Genomic DNA, 16,385 nt, shown 5'->3' with positions numbered 1-16,385 from the left:
GAATCGAGGTATTCTATGGTTAAGAAAAAGAAGTTTATGGCCTATCTTGCCACGGTGCTGCTGCTAGTTGTGAGCATGATTATGACAGCTTGTGGTGGTCCAGCAGATACGAAAAAGGATGCGGCACAATCTGGCAAACAAATTGAAATTACCGACGTAACGGGTCAAAAAGTTACGTTGAAAAAACCGGCAGAACGCGTAGTAGTTCAATTGAGTGCCTCTGGCGGTGCGTTCTTGACTATGGCTGCATTGCAAGGTAAAGATGTAGCTAAGACTATTGTTGGTATGGACCCATATTTGAGTAAATTGCGTACAGATATGTGGGATCGCTATAAAGCGGACGTTCCAGAATTGGAACAAATTCCTCTTATCGGTAACGTAAATGACAAAACATTTGATGTGGAAAAAGTAATTTCCTTAAACCCAGATGTTATTTTTATGCCTTTATACTTTAAAGATCAATACGAATCTGATTACAAACCTAAAATCGATGCAGCAGGTATCCCAACTATCTACATCGATTACCATGCTGAAAAGCTTGAAAATCACCAAAAATCTTATTGAAGCTATCGGTAAAGCATTGGGTAAAGAAGAGCGTGCAGCAGAAATCAACAAGTTCTATACTGACCGTTTAACAAGAGTTATGGACCGCATTAGCAAAATCAATAAACCAAAACCAACTGTTTATATTGAAACAGGTAACGAAGGTCCAGAAGGTTTAGGTTTTGCGTATAGTGCAAATGTAGCCTGGGGCGCATTAGCAACGCAAGTAGGTGGCGACCTTATTACAAAAGATGTAGTTCAAAAGGCCGGTCCAGTTAACCCAGAATTTATTTTAGAAAGAAACCCAGATATCATCATGATTATCGGTTCCTACTGGCCTAAGAAACCGACTTCCATGCGTTTAGGTTTTGATACAAATGAAGCAAAATCTCAAGAGTTATTGAAAGCTTTCACCACAGAACGTCAAGGCTGGCCTGAATTGAAAGCCGTTCAATCTAAAAACGTTTACTCTACTCACCATGGTTTACCTCGTGAAGTATATGACGTTGCAGTATTCGAATACTTAGCTAAAACATTCTATCCTGAGGAATTCAAGGATGTAGATCCGGAAGGCACACTTAAGGAATTCTATGATAAATTCCTTCCATTCTCTTACGGTGGCGTTTGGTTTATGCATTTAAACTAAGAAGGGGTTTTGTATAGTGACAGATACTAACAATCAGTACGATTATAAAAAACAGAGCTATAAAAAGCTCATGTTTATTATCATTGGTCTGATCATTTGTGCGGTAAGCTTTGTTACCGATATTATTGTAGGTCCTGCATCACTTACGTTAAGTGATGTATGGCTCGCATTAACAGACCCAGCAGAGGTTTCCAAAAACGCATATGTTATCATTTGGTCGATTCGTCTTCCGACGGCCATTATGGCATTGCTCGTAGGTGCTTCCTTGGGCATTGCTGGTGCTGGCATGCAGACTATCCTTGATAACCCGTTATCTAGCCCGTATACACTTGGTATATCCGCAGGGGCTGGCTTCGGTGCATCTCTTATGGTTGTTGTAGGCGCTAGTGCATTAGAGTTTTTAGGTGTCTTTATGGTTCCATTTGGCGCCTTTGTATTTGCTAGTTTGACGAGTTTCTTTATCTATTCCATCAATAAGATTAAGAATTTTTCCTCTGAAACGATGATTCTCGCTGGTATCGGCATGATGTTCTTGTTCCAAGCGCTTCAATCCTTGATGCAATATATGGCATCTCCTGAGGCCCTTCAAAACATCGTGTTCTGGACGATGGGGAGTTTAGCTAAGGCGAATTGGATGAACATCTCTATTGTTCTTATCGTGTTAGCAATCATGCTTCCGCTTATGATGCGTGAATCTTGGCGTTTAACAGCATTAAAATTAGGCGATGAAAAGGCTTCTGGTCTTGGTGTTAATGTTGAAAGCTTACGGGTAAAAGTGTTTGCTTTCATCTCCATCATTACAGCCGTTGCCGTTTCCTTCGTTGGCACCATTGGTTTTATCGGTATTGTAGGGCCACATATTGCACGTATGCTTGTGGGTGAGGATCAACGCTATTTCTTACCACTATCTGCAGTATGTGGCATGGCGATTTTGTCTCTCGCATCTATTGCGAGTAAGATGCTCGTTCCTGGGGCGATGTTCCCAATCGGTATTGTGACGGCAATCATCGGTGTACCTTTCTTCTTCTCGTTGGTATTAACTAGGAAAAGGAGCTATTTCAAATGATTGAAGTTCATAATCTAACCTTTGGTTATTCCGCTACGGAAGACGGACAAATCTTAAAGGGCGTTGATTTTGCTGCTAAAACAGGTAAATTGACTGCGCTCATTGGTACTAACGGTGCTGGTAAATCTACACTTTTAAAAACAATCATGGGTATCTTGAAAGGCAAGGGCGAGATTTCCGTTAATGGTAAACCTGTATCTCAATATTCTACAAAGGATTTTAGTAGTACAGTGAGCTATTTGTCTCAAGATAATGACTGTAAAGTCAATCTATCTGTTTTTGAAGTTGTTATGCTAGGGCGCATGGGCTCCATGTCCTTCCGCGTAAGTGATGAGGATATTGCAGCCACACAAGAGGTATTGGAACGGTTGAACTTACAGCGCTTTGCATCGCGCAGCATCATGGAGCTCAGCGGTGGTCAACGCCAACTTGTGTTCATGGCGCAAGCCCTTGTAAAAGAACCTAAAATCTTAATTCTTGATGAACCGACAAGTGCTTTAGATTTGCACAAGCAATTTGACTTATTAACATTGCTTAAAAATCTGACTCAAGAAAATGATTTTACAACGCTCGTAACATTGCATCATCTTGATTTGGCGGCTATGTTCGCAGATGAAATCATCGTGCTTAAAGAGGGTACAGTATACGCTCAAGGCGCGCCGAAAGACATCTTTACAGAAGCCATGATGGAAGATGTATACCGTGTTAAAACGAAAATTTATATGGATGACAATGGGCTACCTCATGTAATTCCATTAGAAGCTATTATTAATTAATAGGATTCTTTATGATTGCGTTGAGCTTATTATAGTGTTGGAACTATTTATTATAGATAATCATTGACGTGAATCCAGTTATATTAATAGGCTGTAAAATAATTAGTTAATAATAAAAGAAGCTGAAATCTTTGCAGAGCAGCATTGATTTCAGCTTCTTTTTGTTGGGAAAAGTAGTGGTATTGTATTTAAATAATCTCTTTAACCTGTGCTATACCCTTATCAGTAAGCACGTAGTGTCCATTTGTCACATATAATAGACCTTGTTTCTTTAGCTGTGAAGCAGCTTGATGAGTATAATCAGGCCTCCAGTTCAAATGCTCATGAATGGTACCGATGCCGTTTTCAACGTGCGCGATAGGTGTATCCATATGTGTATAAATATGGCATAGCATCATCGTTTCCCGATAATGGCGACGCAAATGACGTTGACGGCGGTATGTGGCGATATAGCCAGTCTTCGGTGTTGCGATAACAGCGATAATCAGTGCGATACCGATGGTGGTTGCAATGGAACCCGCGATGGATACGTCCATGGTGAAAGCTACTTCCGTACCGACGACAGCACAGATAATACCGATGATGATACTGCTAGTAAGCATGGCTTTCACAGAGTCCGTCCATAAATAAGCGATGACCGCAGGCCCTATCATGAGGCCGATGACGAGAATGGCGCCTACCGCTTGGAACGAGGCCACAACGGTGAGGGATACCATGGTCATCAGCACGTAGTGGATGAGGGCTGGCATAAAACCGAAGAGTCCCGCTAGTAGCGGATCAAAGGTGGAGAGTTGCAATTCCTTGTAGAACAGCATGACTAATATTAAATTGATGATCGCCACGCCTAGAGAAATCCATAGCGATACAGGTCCCAAGTCGGTGCCGTTCACAATCCATCGATCAAAGGGTGCAAAGGCTATTTCGCCGAGTAATGCGGTATCTACATCGAGATGAGCGTTACCGCTGTATAGGCTGACTAGAATGATGGCGATAGAGAATAGAAGAGGGAAGATGATGCCGATAGACGCATCTTCGTTGACAAGCCCCGTATTGTGTATCATTTCCGTAAGCCATACGGTGCCTACACCAACTAAGGTAGCCCCGACGAGTAGAAATGGAGAGTTTAAATCTTCCGTCATAAAGAAAGCGAGCACGATGCCGAGGAATACGGTGTGCGTAATGGCATCGGCCATCATGGACATGCGACGCAATACGAGGAAGACCCCAGGGATGGCACATGCGATGGATACCGCAATGGCAATGAGCAATATCTCTGTATGAACTGTCATAGGGCACCTCCTATGCGAGGTTGTGCGTCCTCTGCTACGTAAATACTTTGCTGTGTCTTGGATTTGGGAGCCCTTGTGGTTTCTAACAATAATGCGTGCTTTGACTGTCTATTTTTGCGGAACTGCCAGAGCATACCTCTGTTAGGAGCAAAGATGAGGCTCAATAATACGAGAATCGATAAAATGACGATGATAGCTGGACCTGTCGGTAATTTGGGGACCGCTGTACTCCAGATAGTACCGCCGATGGCGGATATCATGCCAAATAATCCTGCTAATATACACATGGTGCTCAGTTTATTCGTCCACTGTCTTGCCCCAACGGCGGGTGCAATGAGGAGGGAGCTAATCAAGATAGCCCCTACCGATTGAATACCGATGATGATGGTCATGATCAATAGTGAACGATATAAAATAAGGGTGAAAGTGACGGGAATTTGTAGTGTTTTGGCGTACTCCACATCGAAGGAGATGAGCTTTAACTCCTTCCAGAATAATACGGTTAACACGATGATGATGAGCGCCGCTGCAGATGTGATGTACACGTCGCGCGCCAATATGGTGGCTGCCTGTCCAAATATGAATTTTGAAAGCCCCGCTTGACCTGCATTATTTAGGCTTTGTACATAGGTGAGTAGCACCATACCGAGCCCAAAGAAGGCAGAAAGTATGGTGGCCAAAGCGCCATCAAATTTGATTTTGCTGTTTTCTACTGTGATGGTAATGAGCCAAGCCGCAGTGATAGAGGATAGGGCAGCACCTGCGATGAGAACTTCGATGTCCTTGATGCCCGTCAGCAAGAAGGCAATGACCACACCGGGTAGTGCTGCATGAGATAGGCCGTCACCGATGAGGCTTTCCTTGCGAAGTACCGCAAAGGTGCCAGCGATACCACTAGCGAGGCCTAATAACGCCGTGCCGAGCAGTACCATTTGCGTCGTATAGGATTGGAGTATGGTCATACAATCCTCCCCTTGCCGTAAGTGCGCTCAATAGCTTCGTCCGTAAATGTATCTGCTACGGGTCCATAGGCGACAGTTTGTTTGTTTACCATCGTTACCCAATCGAAATATTGGGGCACCGTATTTAAATCGTGGTGGACGACGATAACCGTTTTGCCTCGAGCTTTCATTTCTTGTAAAAGCGAAATAATAGCATGTTCTGTTGTTTTATCGACGCCCTTGAAGGGTTCGTCCATGAGGTAAATATCTGCCTCTTGGACGAGGGCTCTTGCGAGGAAGACGCGTTGTTGTTGTCCCCCTGAAAGCTGGCGAATTTGTCTGTCCACATAGTCGCTCATGCCCATTTTTTCAATCATGGAGAGGGCGAGTTCCTTATCCTTTTTGCTAGGTCGCTTGAACCAACCTAGATGACCATAACGACCCATGAGTACTACATCTAGTACGGTAGTGGGAAAGTCCCAGTCTACGCTACCACTTTGAGGGACGTAGGCGATTTTCTTGTAATCGTTTTTGTCCATCGCTAAGTGGTGATCGATATAAAATTTTACACTTCCTGAGATAACTGTTAGTAGACCGAGCATGGCCTTTAATAATGTGGACTTACCGGCACCATTAGGGCCGACAATGGCCGCTAAGGAACCGATGGGTACCTTCATATCTACGTCCCATAATACGGGTTTTGTCGTATATGCTACGGTCATATCTTCAACTTCAACGGCCCATTCCATGGAAACCTCCTTGTATTAATGCGTGCTACTGGCTGTGAATTGCTAGTAGCACATGTACTTACAATAATAAAGTAAACTTAAGTCAATCTAATTTAGTATAAGTAAATTTACTTTGTTGTATTCAATTAAGAAATTCTAATAAATGATTATTTAAGTGCTTTGGTAATTGTATCAATATTAGCTTTCACCATACCGATATATGTACCACCTTCAGTGCCTTCAGAGCCGAGAGAGTCAGAGTATAATTCGCCGCCGATGGAGACGTTCCAACCTTTAGCTTTAGAAGCTTCTTGAACGGCTTCAATTGTTTTGTGAGGTACAGAAGACTCTACGAAGATAGCTTTGATCTTGTGGTCTACGATGAATTGAACGAGGTTATTCATATCTTGTGTACCTGCTTCTGTGGCAGTGCTTACACCTTGCAAACCTTTTACTTCAAAACCGTACGCACGAGCAAAGTATTGGAATGCATCATGAGCTGTTACAAGTACGCGAGATTCTTTTGGAATAGATTCTGCTTGAGCTTTAACGTACGCATCAGTTTCATCTAATTTAGTAAGGTATGCGTCATAGCGTTTTTGGTAATCTTCTTTATGAGCCGGATCGGCTTTAGCAAGACCTTCGTATACTGCTTTTGCTGCCAGCTTCCAGTTAGCAACGTCAAACCAAATATGAGGGTCTTTTGTTTTTACACCATCTTCTTCGTCAAAGTCGAGCAATGTAGCTGGATCAATGGCATCAGATACGCGGATGGTCGCTTTATTTTGCTTTGTTAGATTATCGAAAATGGAGCCCATTTTACCTTCCAAGTGAATGCCGTTGTATACTACAACATCCGCCTTAGACATAGCTGTTACATCGCCTGCGCTAGCTTGATATAGATGAGGGTCTACACCAGGTCCCATGAGACCTTGTACGGTTACATGGTCACCGCCGATTTCTTTTACTAAATCCGTTAACATCGTTGTAGTAGCTACGACATTAAGTTTTTTCTGACTATCTTGGGCGGTGTCTTTTCCGCAGCCTGCAAGGGCAAATACTATAAGTGCTAATGATACGACGACTAATAAAATTCGATTAAATTTCATAATAAGCCTCCTTTTTTATAGATACTAAATTTAAAAACATTAATGACTTTGTTTGAGAGAAATATTTTGTTCTAATAATGAAATAATTTGAAGAAGGAGAATATCTCTCTGAATTTAAACGGAAAAATAGCCGCTACTAACGTAGCGGCTAGTGGCAGTTATACAGTCTTCTGCTAAGGTCAAAATAATCTAGGGAATAAGTGCTTGTAGATGGCTAGGCCCAACGAGGGCAACGATACCAAGTACCATCATGACCTTCATTTGAATACGCTTTCTACGTCTCATGATGAACCTCCTTTGTGTAGTTTTTTGTCATATCAACTAGATATGTGAGTCCGGACAGTTATCTTGAATTCAATATATCATAAATGAGAAATTTTATCAATAAGAATTTATTCTTTTAATATTCATCTTTATTTAGTATGATATTATGCATAGGTAAAAGGTTAATAAGGAGGCTTCTTATGAATAAATTATTCCGATACGCTGCTGCAGCAGTACTCGTTGCATCTTTCGGTATGTTAGGTGATTATACAGCTGATGCGGCGAAGTTTTTAGAATCTCCAAGGGAGGTTACTATTGTAAAACCTGAGTTGCCTGAGATTCCTCAAACCGCTACGGTAGCGCCTGATATGCGCGTACGCTTCTTAATCGATAAAAAAGGTAATGTTAAAAATGTTTTCGTAGAACGTTCTTCTGGTTATGCTCCAGTTGACGAAGCAGTTAAAAAAGCAATTTTACAGTGGAAGTTCACACCTGCTATTGGCACAGATCAAAAAGCACATGAATCTATCATTGGGATGACAATTACTCTGCCTAAGCAAGCTGTGACAGCTAAATAAGGAGAAAACGATGAATAAAGTGTTGCGTTGTATTATTTTAAGCTCATTGTTTGTAATTAGTATGGTCGCGTCTGTGTTGGCAGCTCCATACGATCCACCAGTAGCTATAGCTACACCACCTATTGACCGAGCATTGCTTGCTGCCTATGGTGAAGCAGCTCATGGTGCAGATATACGTTTTACCATCAAGGAAGATGGTTCTGTAGGGGACGTTGAAGTTGTCTCATCTAGTGGCTCTAGTACGCTTGATGCCGCCATTGTTGATACTATTTCTAAATGGAGATTTAGCCCTGCTACAGATTCCAATGGTAGACCTGTAGCATCTTCTAAAACTGAATATATTGATTTTAAAAACTAATTAAAGACACTTATAGAGAACTGCACCCTAAAACTTGGACACAACTTTTGAGGTGCAGTTTTTGTATGCCAAAATATTCTAAAAAATAAAGTAAAGTTATTTATTTTCATAATATTTGATTCGTAAATTTTAAAAATAAATCAAAATTGTATCTGTAGCAACTGAAAATTACTTTCAAAATGATATAATAAAAATATAATTATAGATTAGCCCGTGGAGGTATAAGCATATGAATCCATTAAAACAAAAACTAGATATTAACAATGAACGTTACAGAATTATTGTGTCCATTAAAGAAGATTATTTAGATGGTAAATTGTCCTTAGAAGAGGGCAATCGCATTTTAAAAGAGAAACTAGGTACTTGTACACCTGATGAGTTTGCCTATGCAGAGCAAAGCTTGAAAGGTGTTTACAAGGACGAAGAAATCCTAGAGAAAATGGATGATCTCTTAGATCTATTTGATGGCGTTTTGGTGCGTGCTGAAAATGAGTATCCTGAGAACCATCCGTTGTGGGCGTACTTGGAAGAAATCAACGCTGTTGAAAAGGTAGCCCTTGAAGCAGACGAATTGTTGAAACAAGAGAAGTTTATCAAAAATCCGTGGCTCGGTATTTTTGATTCCTTAGCAGAGTGGAGAACTCATCTATCTCGTAAGCAAAATCAACTCTATCCGATGCTTGAGGACCACGGCTTTGATCGTCCAACGCGCATTATGTGGACCTTTGATGATGCTGTGCGCGATGCTATCTCTGCATCCTACGCATTGCTTCGGGAAGATAAATACGAAGAATTCCTAGCATCTGTGCCAGAAACTTTGGCAAAATTACGAGATTTGAATTCTAAAGAACTAGAAGTCTTATTGCCAACATCTTATAAATTGTTGAGTGACGAAGAGTTTGTGCGGATGAGTAAAAATGACCATGAAATTGGTTATGCTATCATCAATGCGCCAGGTTTATATGTAGTGCCAGGTATTAATGATTCTGCGGCGCAATTGAATGGCAATAATTCAGCTCAAGGTGATGCTGTATCTAACGAATTTTTAAATGATTTAGCGGGCTTGCTATCTAAATATGTAGGCCCTGTTGGTGGTGCGCCCACTGGTAAGGATGCAGTCCTCGATGTGGCAACGGGTAAATTGACATTAGAGCAAATTAATTTGTTGTTCCGTCATTTACCGGTAGATTTATCCTATGTAGATGAAAATGAACTAGTTAAGTTCTACAGCGATACGGCACATCGTATTTTCCCTCGCAGTGCGAACGTTATCGGCCGTGAGGTGAAGAATTGTCACCCCGCAAAATCTGTTCATATAGTAGAGGAAATCGTAGAGAAGTTCCGTTCTGGCGAACAAAGCCAAGCGGAATTCTGGATCAATAAACCAGGCTTGTTCATCTATGTTATCTACACAGCGGTGCGCGATGAAAATGGTAAATTCCGCGGCGTATTGGAAATGATGCAAGACTGTACTCATATCCGTGAACTTGAGGGTTCTCGTACATTGTTGACTTGGGATAAAACTGATTTTGTAGGCGATGGTGGTAAAGAAAAATCCTTGGCTCAAGAGGCAGCAGAAGAGGTAGAAGAAGAACCATTAACAACTGATGCAGATGGTCGATTCCACATCGATGCAAAAACAACATTGTCTAATTTAATTAAACATCGTCCAGATATTGTAGATCATTTGATTTCTTTGAATCCTAAATTTGAGAAATTAAAAACACCTATGGTAAAAGTAATGGCCAAGGTGGCAACAATTAAGATGATGGCAGAGCGCGGCGATTTTGAGGTAGATGATCTAATTAGTAAAATCGATGCATTTATCAATAAAGATAAGAAATAATTGCATTTTTTAAACGTGAAAGAGGCAAGTGCTTAGGACCTTGCCTCTTTTTCGTTTTGCTATTTGACTAGTTGATTTGTAAATATAACTAGTTACTTTGTAACTACGTCTAGTTTTTAAGGTGTTCCATTGCATACTAATAGTTTTATGCCGCTAGGTATTAATTTATTACATTACAAATGTGTTGCACTAATTCAAAATAAACATACATTAATTTCCTATAAATCATTTGTTTTATGTATACAAATTTGATTGAAAAGGGTAAAATAGAAAATAATGAAAGTATTTGCCTTAGCAGTGTTTTCATGTACAACATTACTTTTACAAGAGAAATTACTAATATATTTAAAGGTGAGGATCTAGATACTATGTCGACAAGACGCGTTTGGAAGCAAAGTGAAATCAAAACAAACCCATTATTTTCTATGATGCGCAGTACAATTGAAACTGCATTCTATGGGAACAATGTAACTCCTGTAACATCTGTGGCACAAGCGTATCAATTAGCCTCTGAAGAGCCAGGTGTTATCGTCCTCGATATGCCAGTATTTAAACCTTTAGAGCAAGGTTTGCCAGCTGATGCAAAGGTTCTTGTTACAAACGATGGTAAAACTACTGGCCGTTATGCTAAAGCTCGCCGCATTATTGGCGATGAAGGCATAGATGAAGTTGAACTCGCTAACATTGCACGTGACGCAGTATATGATAGCCGCAATAAAGAGTGGATTTCTGCGGAATCTATCGTTGGTCTTGATAAAAAATTCACAGCTCGTGCTCATTTAATGATTCCAAAAGATCACGCGTCTATTTTGTATTCTTGGCTTATGAACTTTAAGTTCTTTGATGCGGCTGTAAAAGAGTTCTACAACGATAGTGTGGACATTCCGGAAGGCGATATCTATATTTACTCTGATCCTGACTATGTTGTGCCAGGTCATCCAGGTGGTCTTGCCATTTTCGATCCTGCTCATAACTGTGCCATGATTCTAGGTATGCGTTATTTCGGGGAGCATAAAAAAGGTACGCTTACACTTGCGTGGTCTTTGGCAAACCGCTTTGATTATGTTGCATGCCACGGCGGTATGAAACGTTACAACCTTGAAGGTGGTAAAACATACACTATCGGTGTATTCGGTTTGTCCGGTTCCGGTAAATCCACATTGACTCATGAAAAACATGGTGGTCGATATGATATTTCTATCTTGCATGACGACGCGTATGTTATCAATACAAACGATTTGAGTTCTATTGCTCTTGAACCTACATACTTCGATAAAATGCAAGATTATCCGGTGGAACATCCTGCTAATGAATTCTTGTTAACACTACAAAATGTAGGCGTAACAATGGATGAAGATGGTCGCAAGGTTGTATTGGCCGAAGATGTGCGTAATAGCAATGGTCGTGCTATCAAATCTCAATTCTGGACAGATAACCGTGTAAACTACGTTGGTGAACCTGTTAATGCCATAGTATGGCTTATGAAAGATAAAACTTTGCCACCTATTCTTAAAATTGATGATCCAGTATTGGCATCTACTATGGGTGCAACGCTGGCAACTCGTCGTTCTACAGCGGAAAAACTGGATGCTCATGTCGATCCAAATGCACTCGTTATCGAACCTTACGCAAATCCATTCCGTACATATCCATTGGTTCGTGACTATGAAAGCTATAAAAAATTGTTCTGCGAATGTGGCGTTGAATGCTACATCATGAACACAGGCTTCTTCTTGGAAAATAAAATTCCTAAAGAAGTTACTCTTGATTTGTTAGAGCGTTTGGTGGAAGGTACATTGGAATTCAAACCATTCTGTGAATACGAAAATCTTTCCTATGTAGAGGTACCAGGTTTTGAACCTCCATTCGAAGTACGTGAATACCATCACCAATTACACCAAGCTTTCGAATTCCGTTATGACTATGTGGAAAAACTTAAAGGTCATAAAAACGAATTACCTCAAGAAGTATTGGATGTACTTAAATCCTTAATGTGATCTAAAAATTAAAAAGGGCTGTAATAGAATGTGGCTCTATCGCATCCTATATGTAGTTCGTTTACCTTATAAGACATACCAAGAAATTTAGCATTGTAAGACACTAAATTTCTTGGTATTTTTATTTTTCCCCATGTATATGTAACATATATTTTAGTAATGTATAGCTATAATAGAAATAATGTTTTATTATAAGACTTGTATACGGACATAGTTATAAGGACTTCTATATGGACATAAAAGACATTAAATATATTAGTACCATCGTTGAGATGGCATCATTTTCAAAGGCATCTAAAAAATTATATATTTCTCAGCCGGCGTTGAGTCAGGGGATTCGTCGTATTGAAGCAGAGCTAGGCGTTACGTTGTTTGTTCGTGATCGCACAAAAGTCGTGCCAACTGCTGCGGCGTTACAAGTTGCAAAAGAGGGCATGCCGTTAGTTTTAAAGGTGGAGGCTTTAACGCAATCTATCATTAATCAAGGCACAGATGTAGCCTATCATGTGCGTATCGGCTTGTCTCAATTCTATGGACATCATATGCTTGGGAAAACATTGAAAAGCTTTCAACAGATTGAACCTACTTGGGAGTTCCATGTTGTAGAGGGAGAATCTCACTTTTTGGAACAGCAAATTTGTGATGGCTTAGTAGATGTAGGATTATTTCCAACGCCGATTTATTCTCAGGACCTTGAAAGTTATCCCGTTTTAGATGAACAGATTTTATTGGCCATTAGTGTGGAAAACAAGAAGGCCATAGATATTGCAGATTCTCTCATGACTAATGATGGAATTCGAGAAATTGCACCCTTTGGAGCATTTCCGTTTATTTTGCTAAGAGAGGGACTCAAATTGCGGACGTTGGTAAACCGTCTGTGTCAAGCGGAATCCTTTGTGCCAAAAGCCGTAATTGGCGCTGAAACTTTAGATTCATGCCGGTCCTTGGTAGAAGATGATTATGGTATTACATTCTTGCCGAGCACGCTCAATAGCAAGGGGGATGACGATAAGGTTAAATTTTATCCTCTTGCATCGAAACTTTGTTTCCGCCAATTAGTTCTTGTGGCGAGGTCTGATAGGGCAAAACGTTTCCATTTATCTGAAGTAGCACATATTATGCAGCAATTTTTGTAATGTATAGGTATAAAGATATTTAGGTGGCATATCCTGAGGAGGTAGAGCATATTAATGAATTAATAATTAATAAATAAATTAATACGTAAATCAATCAATAAATTATAGAGGCTAATTCCTGTAAAGTTTAGGAATTAGCCTCTTTTTATTTATGAAAAGAAACTGAAAGAATCGAATTAAATAAATATAGTAATTATCATATTCTTAGATATAGATGCGTCAAAAATTTCTCAAATTTTAATTGACAAATGTCTTTTCAGAAAATATACTTATAGTAGTTTAAAACATATTTAGGAGATAGGATTTAAAACCCATCATTGTAGTGGATTTAAAGTGAATTAAAAGTAGAATATGTTTTTGTTATTATTGGTTGGCCTATGTAGGCCCCTAGGAGGTTTCAAATGAGTAAAGATGTGGAAAACAAAAATACCCATGATCATAATCATGGTGAACAACATGATCATGGTCACAATCATAATCATGAACATCATTGCCACTGTGGTGGTCATGATCATCATGGTCACGACCACGATCATCAACATGACCACGATCATGACCATGGTCACGACCATAGTCATGCAAAGGCCCTTCCGACGGATAAATGGGTGCCACACACTCATGAACCAGGGGTACCTCATGAACATGGCGTAAATGACTATATGAAAGCCGTTGCTGAGTATCGTAAAACATGGCCTACAAAACAAGATGTTATTGAACAAACACCAGATCCTGCGGTACGCGAAATGATTCTTCGCATGGAGCAAATCGGTTGTGATACAGTATTTGACCGTTTTGATAAACAACAACCACAATGTACATTCGGTATTGCCGGTGTATGTTGCCGTATCTGCTTCATGGGGCCATGTAAAATTACACCTAAGAGCCCTCGTGGTGTCTGTGGTGCCGATGCTGATCTTATCGTAGCTCGTAATATGACACGTGCTGCTGCAGGTGGTTTGACTCAACATGGTGCGCATGCTCGTGAAATCTTGATTTCTTTGAAAGCGGCTGCTAATGACCAATTGGATATTCCAATTTTGGGGGAAGAAAAAATCCGTACTGTATGTAAAGCTTTCAATATCCCTGAAGAAGGTCGTTCCTTAAAAGAAGTGGCAAATGACTTGGCAGATGTTTTATTAGAAGATTTGAGCCGTGCATTACCTGGTGAATATAAAACAATTACTGCGATGGCTCCTGCTGAACGCCGCGAAGTTTGGAAAAACTTGGATATCTTGCCTATTTCTGCATACAATGAAGCCTTCGATGCATATCATCGTACATGCGTAGGTACAGATGGCGATTGGGAAAGCAACATGAAGCAATTCTTACGTTGTGGCCTTGCTTTTACATTCACTGGCGTAGTGGCAGCGGATATCGCAACAGACGCATTGTTCGGGCAAGGTGGTCGTCGTACTTCCAAAGTTAACATTGGTGCCTTGAAAAAGGGGTATGTTAACATCGCTGTTCATGGTCACTTGCCAACATTAGTATCTCAAATTTGTACAATTGGTGCCTCTGAAGAGTATTTAGAAAAAGCGAAAGCTATCGGTGCCAAAGGCATCCAATTCTATGGTATTTGTTGCTCTGGCTTGTCCAGCATGTACCGCTACGAAAACGTTATTCCATTGTGTAATGCTATCGGTGCGGAACTTGTACTTGGTACTGGCGCACTCGATTGCTGGGTAGCTGACGTTCAAGACGTTTACCCTGCTATTATGGACGTAGCACGTTGCTTCAACACAAAAGTTATCACTACATCTGATGCAGCTCGTTTACCAGGTGCAGAACATATCGGCTACGACCATCATCACACTAACTTGGCTGAAACAAAAGAATTGGCTCGTAAAATCTTGGATCGTGCTCTTGAAGCTCATGAATTGCGCAAAGGTATGCCTGTATTCATTCCGCCATATGAAATTACTGCAGAAGTTGGTTTCTCTCCAGAATCTACTGTTAAACATTATGGTTCCTTCAAACCATTGGCAGAGGCATTAAAATCTGGTAAAGTTCGCGGTATCGTTAACGTAGTAGGTTGTTCCAACCCTCGCGTTATCTACGAAAAAGCAACTGTAGATATCGTTGATACACTTATTAAAAATGGCTGTATCATCCTTACAAATGGTTGTGCATCCTTCCCATTGATGAAACTTGGCTATTGCAATACAGATGCTAACAAGAAATGTAGCCCTGCATTGCGAGAGTTCTTGGGTGATGATCAACCACCAGTATGGCATGTGGGTGAATGTGTAGATAATGCACGTTCCTCCGGCATCTTCGGTGGTATTGCTGCAGAGCTCGGCCTTAATTTACCACAATTGCCATTTGCTATGTCTAGCCCTGAATGGTCTAACGAAAAGGGTATCGATGCATCCCTTGGCTTCCGCTTGATGGGGATTAACTCTTACCACTGCGTTGAGCCACCTACACAAGGCTCTGATGCTGTTACAAAATGGCTCAAAGAAGACACTAAAGATATCTTAGGCTCTGTTATGTATGTAAATACGGATCCTGCTAAAGTAGCTGAGAAAATCTTGGCAGATATCGATGAAAAACGCGCTGCGTTAGGTTGGGCTGAAGTAAAATAGTAAGATAGAAATTAGTAAATTGTAGTTTATAATAAAAAACGCTCAAAAGCGTAATGGTTATCGTATTTCCTTAAGCTTTTGAGCGTTTTTCTTTTTAAAAGAATATAGTATTACTTGTTAATTCGTGAGTCCTTACAAACCCTTTACTATTAACCCTTATGGTAATATGTATGTAGACTTAACAATATGTATAAGTTTATGAAGCAACGAAAAAAGGACTCTTTATAGAGTCCTTTTTTCATGTAAGGGGAGTGTTAGTATTAATATCAAATGAAACATGTATTTAAACAAGTAGTAGGTTTGGGGTTAGTATTACTTGTCGGGAGATAAATACACGTACGATAACCAGGGAATTGTTACCTCTATCTATCATTTGACATTATCATTATAGGAAGGGTAAATGAGTTAAAAATGAAGAAATTTAATAAATTTCTTTAAGTTTCTTATATTTGTAAAAAACATGGTAATTAATTTTAATTATTGTTGATAAATATGGGACAATTTTGGTATTATATAAAGGAGA

General features: G+C 40.1%; 12 protein-coding genes and 1 pseudogene. 9 read left to right on the top strand and 4 right to left on the bottom strand.

What is annotated here, in order from left to right:
- The first annotated feature begins 15 nt into the window (after positions 1 to 15).
- The 3 genes and pseudogenes from HMPREF0874_RS10190 to HMPREF0874_RS08375 all read left to right on the top strand — a co-directional run bounded on the left by HMPREF0874_RS10190 (position 16) and on the right by HMPREF0874_RS08375 (position 3,031).
- Positions 16 to 1,189: pseudogene (locus HMPREF0874_RS10190) on the top strand (ABC transporter substrate-binding protein).
- Between the two features lie 16 nt (positions 1,190 to 1,205).
- Complete coding sequence (locus tag HMPREF0874_RS08380) at positions 1,206 to 2,255, top strand: iron ABC transporter permease (RefSeq protein ID WP_008603093.1); 1,050 nt, start codon at positions 1,206 to 1,208, stop codon at positions 2,253 to 2,255.
- A complete protein-coding gene (locus tag HMPREF0874_RS08375) occupies positions 2,252 to 3,031 on the top strand; it encodes an ABC transporter ATP-binding protein (protein WP_008603092.1) in 780 nt (259 codons plus the stop codon). Before HMPREF0874_RS08380 ends, HMPREF0874_RS08375 begins: the two co-directional genes overlap by 4 nt.
- A gap of 188 nt (positions 3,032 to 3,219) precedes the next feature.
- Here the strand turns inward: HMPREF0874_RS08375 and HMPREF0874_RS08370 are convergent, their stop codons facing one another.
- From HMPREF0874_RS08370 to HMPREF0874_RS08355, 4 genes are all read right to left on the bottom strand, one after another.
- On the bottom strand, positions 3,220 to 4,320 hold the full coding sequence (locus HMPREF0874_RS08370) for a metal ABC transporter permease (RefSeq protein WP_008603090.1): 1,101 nt from the start codon (positions 4,318 to 4,320) through the stop codon (positions 3,220 to 3,222).
- Positions 4,317 to 5,282, bottom strand: coding sequence for a metal ABC transporter permease (locus HMPREF0874_RS08365; protein ID WP_008603088.1), 966 nt, complete (start codon positions 5,280 to 5,282; stop codon positions 4,317 to 4,319). The genes HMPREF0874_RS08370 and HMPREF0874_RS08365 overlap by 4 nt, the downstream gene beginning before the upstream one ends.
- The gene (locus HMPREF0874_RS08360; protein WP_004697906.1) at positions 5,279 to 6,010 is read right to left on the bottom strand and encodes a metal ABC transporter ATP-binding protein; all 732 of its coding nucleotides are present in this window, start codon (positions 6,008 to 6,010) and stop codon (positions 5,279 to 5,281) included. The genes HMPREF0874_RS08365 and HMPREF0874_RS08360 overlap by 4 nt, the downstream gene beginning before the upstream one ends.
- 146 nt (positions 6,011 to 6,156) lie before the next feature.
- Positions 6,157 to 7,098: a metal ABC transporter solute-binding protein, Zn/Mn family gene (locus HMPREF0874_RS08355; RefSeq protein ID WP_008603086.1), complete on the bottom strand. Its 942-nt coding sequence runs from the start codon at positions 7,096 to 7,098 to the stop codon at positions 6,157 to 6,159.
- Between the two features lie 464 nt (positions 7,099 to 7,562).
- Here HMPREF0874_RS08355 and HMPREF0874_RS08350 point away from each other — a divergent pair, with 464 nt between their 5' ends.
- The 6 genes from HMPREF0874_RS08350 (at position 7,563) to cooS (ending at position 15,862) form a co-directional block, all read left to right on the top strand.
- The gene (locus tag HMPREF0874_RS08350; RefSeq protein ID WP_039965402.1) at positions 7,563 to 7,940 is read left to right on the top strand and encodes an energy transducer TonB; all 378 of its coding nucleotides are present in this window, start codon (positions 7,563 to 7,565) and stop codon (positions 7,938 to 7,940) included.
- 10 nt (positions 7,941 to 7,950) lie between these two features.
- The gene (locus tag HMPREF0874_RS08345; protein WP_008603082.1) at positions 7,951 to 8,298 is read left to right on the top strand and encodes an energy transducer TonB; all 348 of its coding nucleotides are present in this window, start codon (positions 7,951 to 7,953) and stop codon (positions 8,296 to 8,298) included.
- A 229-nt stretch (positions 8,299 to 8,527) separates the two neighbouring features.
- The gene (locus HMPREF0874_RS08340) at positions 8,528 to 10,144 is read left to right on the top strand and encodes a PAS domain-containing protein (protein WP_008603080.1); all 1,617 of its coding nucleotides are present in this window, start codon (positions 8,528 to 8,530) and stop codon (positions 10,142 to 10,144) included.
- A 368-nt stretch (positions 10,145 to 10,512) separates the two neighbouring features.
- Entirely contained in the window at positions 10,513 to 12,141 is a 1,629-nt protein-coding gene (locus HMPREF0874_RS08335; protein ID WP_008603078.1) for a phosphoenolpyruvate carboxykinase (ATP), read from the top strand.
- A gap of 230 nt (positions 12,142 to 12,371) precedes the next feature.
- Positions 12,372 to 13,277, top strand: a complete 906-nt coding sequence (locus tag HMPREF0874_RS08330) for a LysR family transcriptional regulator (protein WP_008603076.1) — start codon at positions 12,372 to 12,374, stop codon at positions 13,275 to 13,277.
- A gap of 401 nt (positions 13,278 to 13,678) precedes the next feature.
- The gene (cooS, locus tag HMPREF0874_RS08325; RefSeq protein ID WP_008603075.1) at positions 13,679 to 15,862 is read left to right on the top strand and encodes an anaerobic carbon-monoxide dehydrogenase catalytic subunit; all 2,184 of its coding nucleotides are present in this window, start codon (positions 13,679 to 13,681) and stop codon (positions 15,860 to 15,862) included.
- The last annotated feature ends 523 nt before the right edge of the window (positions 15,863 to 16,385 follow it).

The organism is Veillonella sp. 6_1_27, from assembly GCF_000163735.1.
GTDB lineage: Bacteria > Bacillota > Negativicutes > Veillonellales > Veillonellaceae > Veillonella > Veillonella parvula_A.
Note: the sequence above shows the minus strand (reverse complement) of the source record. Positions and strands in the feature narration are given on the sequence as shown.

Bases quoted from the DNA above. Each gene is read 5' to 3' on its own strand.
- HMPREF0874_RS08345 (WP_008603082.1), top strand. From the start codon at position 7,951: ATGAATAAAGTGTTGCGTTGTATTATTTTAAGCTCATTGTTTGTAATT.
- HMPREF0874_RS08355 (WP_008603086.1), bottom strand. From the start codon at position 7,098: ATGAAATTTAATCGAATTTTATTAGTCGTCGTATCATTAGCACTTATA.
- HMPREF0874_RS08335 (WP_008603078.1), top strand. From the start codon at position 10,513: ATGTCGACAAGACGCGTTTGGAAGCAAAGTGAAATCAAAACAAACCCA.
- cooS (WP_008603075.1), top strand. From the start codon at position 13,679: ATGAGTAAAGATGTGGAAAACAAAAATACCCATGATCATAATCATGGT.
- HMPREF0874_RS08365 (WP_008603088.1), bottom strand. From the start codon at position 5,282: ATGACCATACTCCAATCCTATACGACGCAAATGGTACTGCTCGGCACG.
- HMPREF0874_RS08340 (WP_008603080.1), top strand. From the start codon at position 8,528: ATGAATCCATTAAAACAAAAACTAGATATTAACAATGAACGTTACAGA.
- HMPREF0874_RS08375 (WP_008603092.1), top strand. From the start codon at position 2,252: ATGATTGAAGTTCATAATCTAACCTTTGGTTATTCCGCTACGGAAGAC.
- HMPREF0874_RS08370 (WP_008603090.1), bottom strand. From the start codon at position 4,320: ATGACAGTTCATACAGAGATATTGCTCATTGCCATTGCGGTATCCATC.
- HMPREF0874_RS08360 (WP_004697906.1), bottom strand. From the start codon at position 6,010: ATGGAATGGGCCGTTGAAGTTGAAGATATGACCGTAGCATATACGACA.
- HMPREF0874_RS08350 (WP_039965402.1), top strand. From the start codon at position 7,563: ATGAATAAATTATTCCGATACGCTGCTGCAGCAGTACTCGTTGCATCT.
- HMPREF0874_RS08330 (WP_008603076.1), top strand. From the start codon at position 12,372: ATGGACATAAAAGACATTAAATATATTAGTACCATCGTTGAGATGGCA.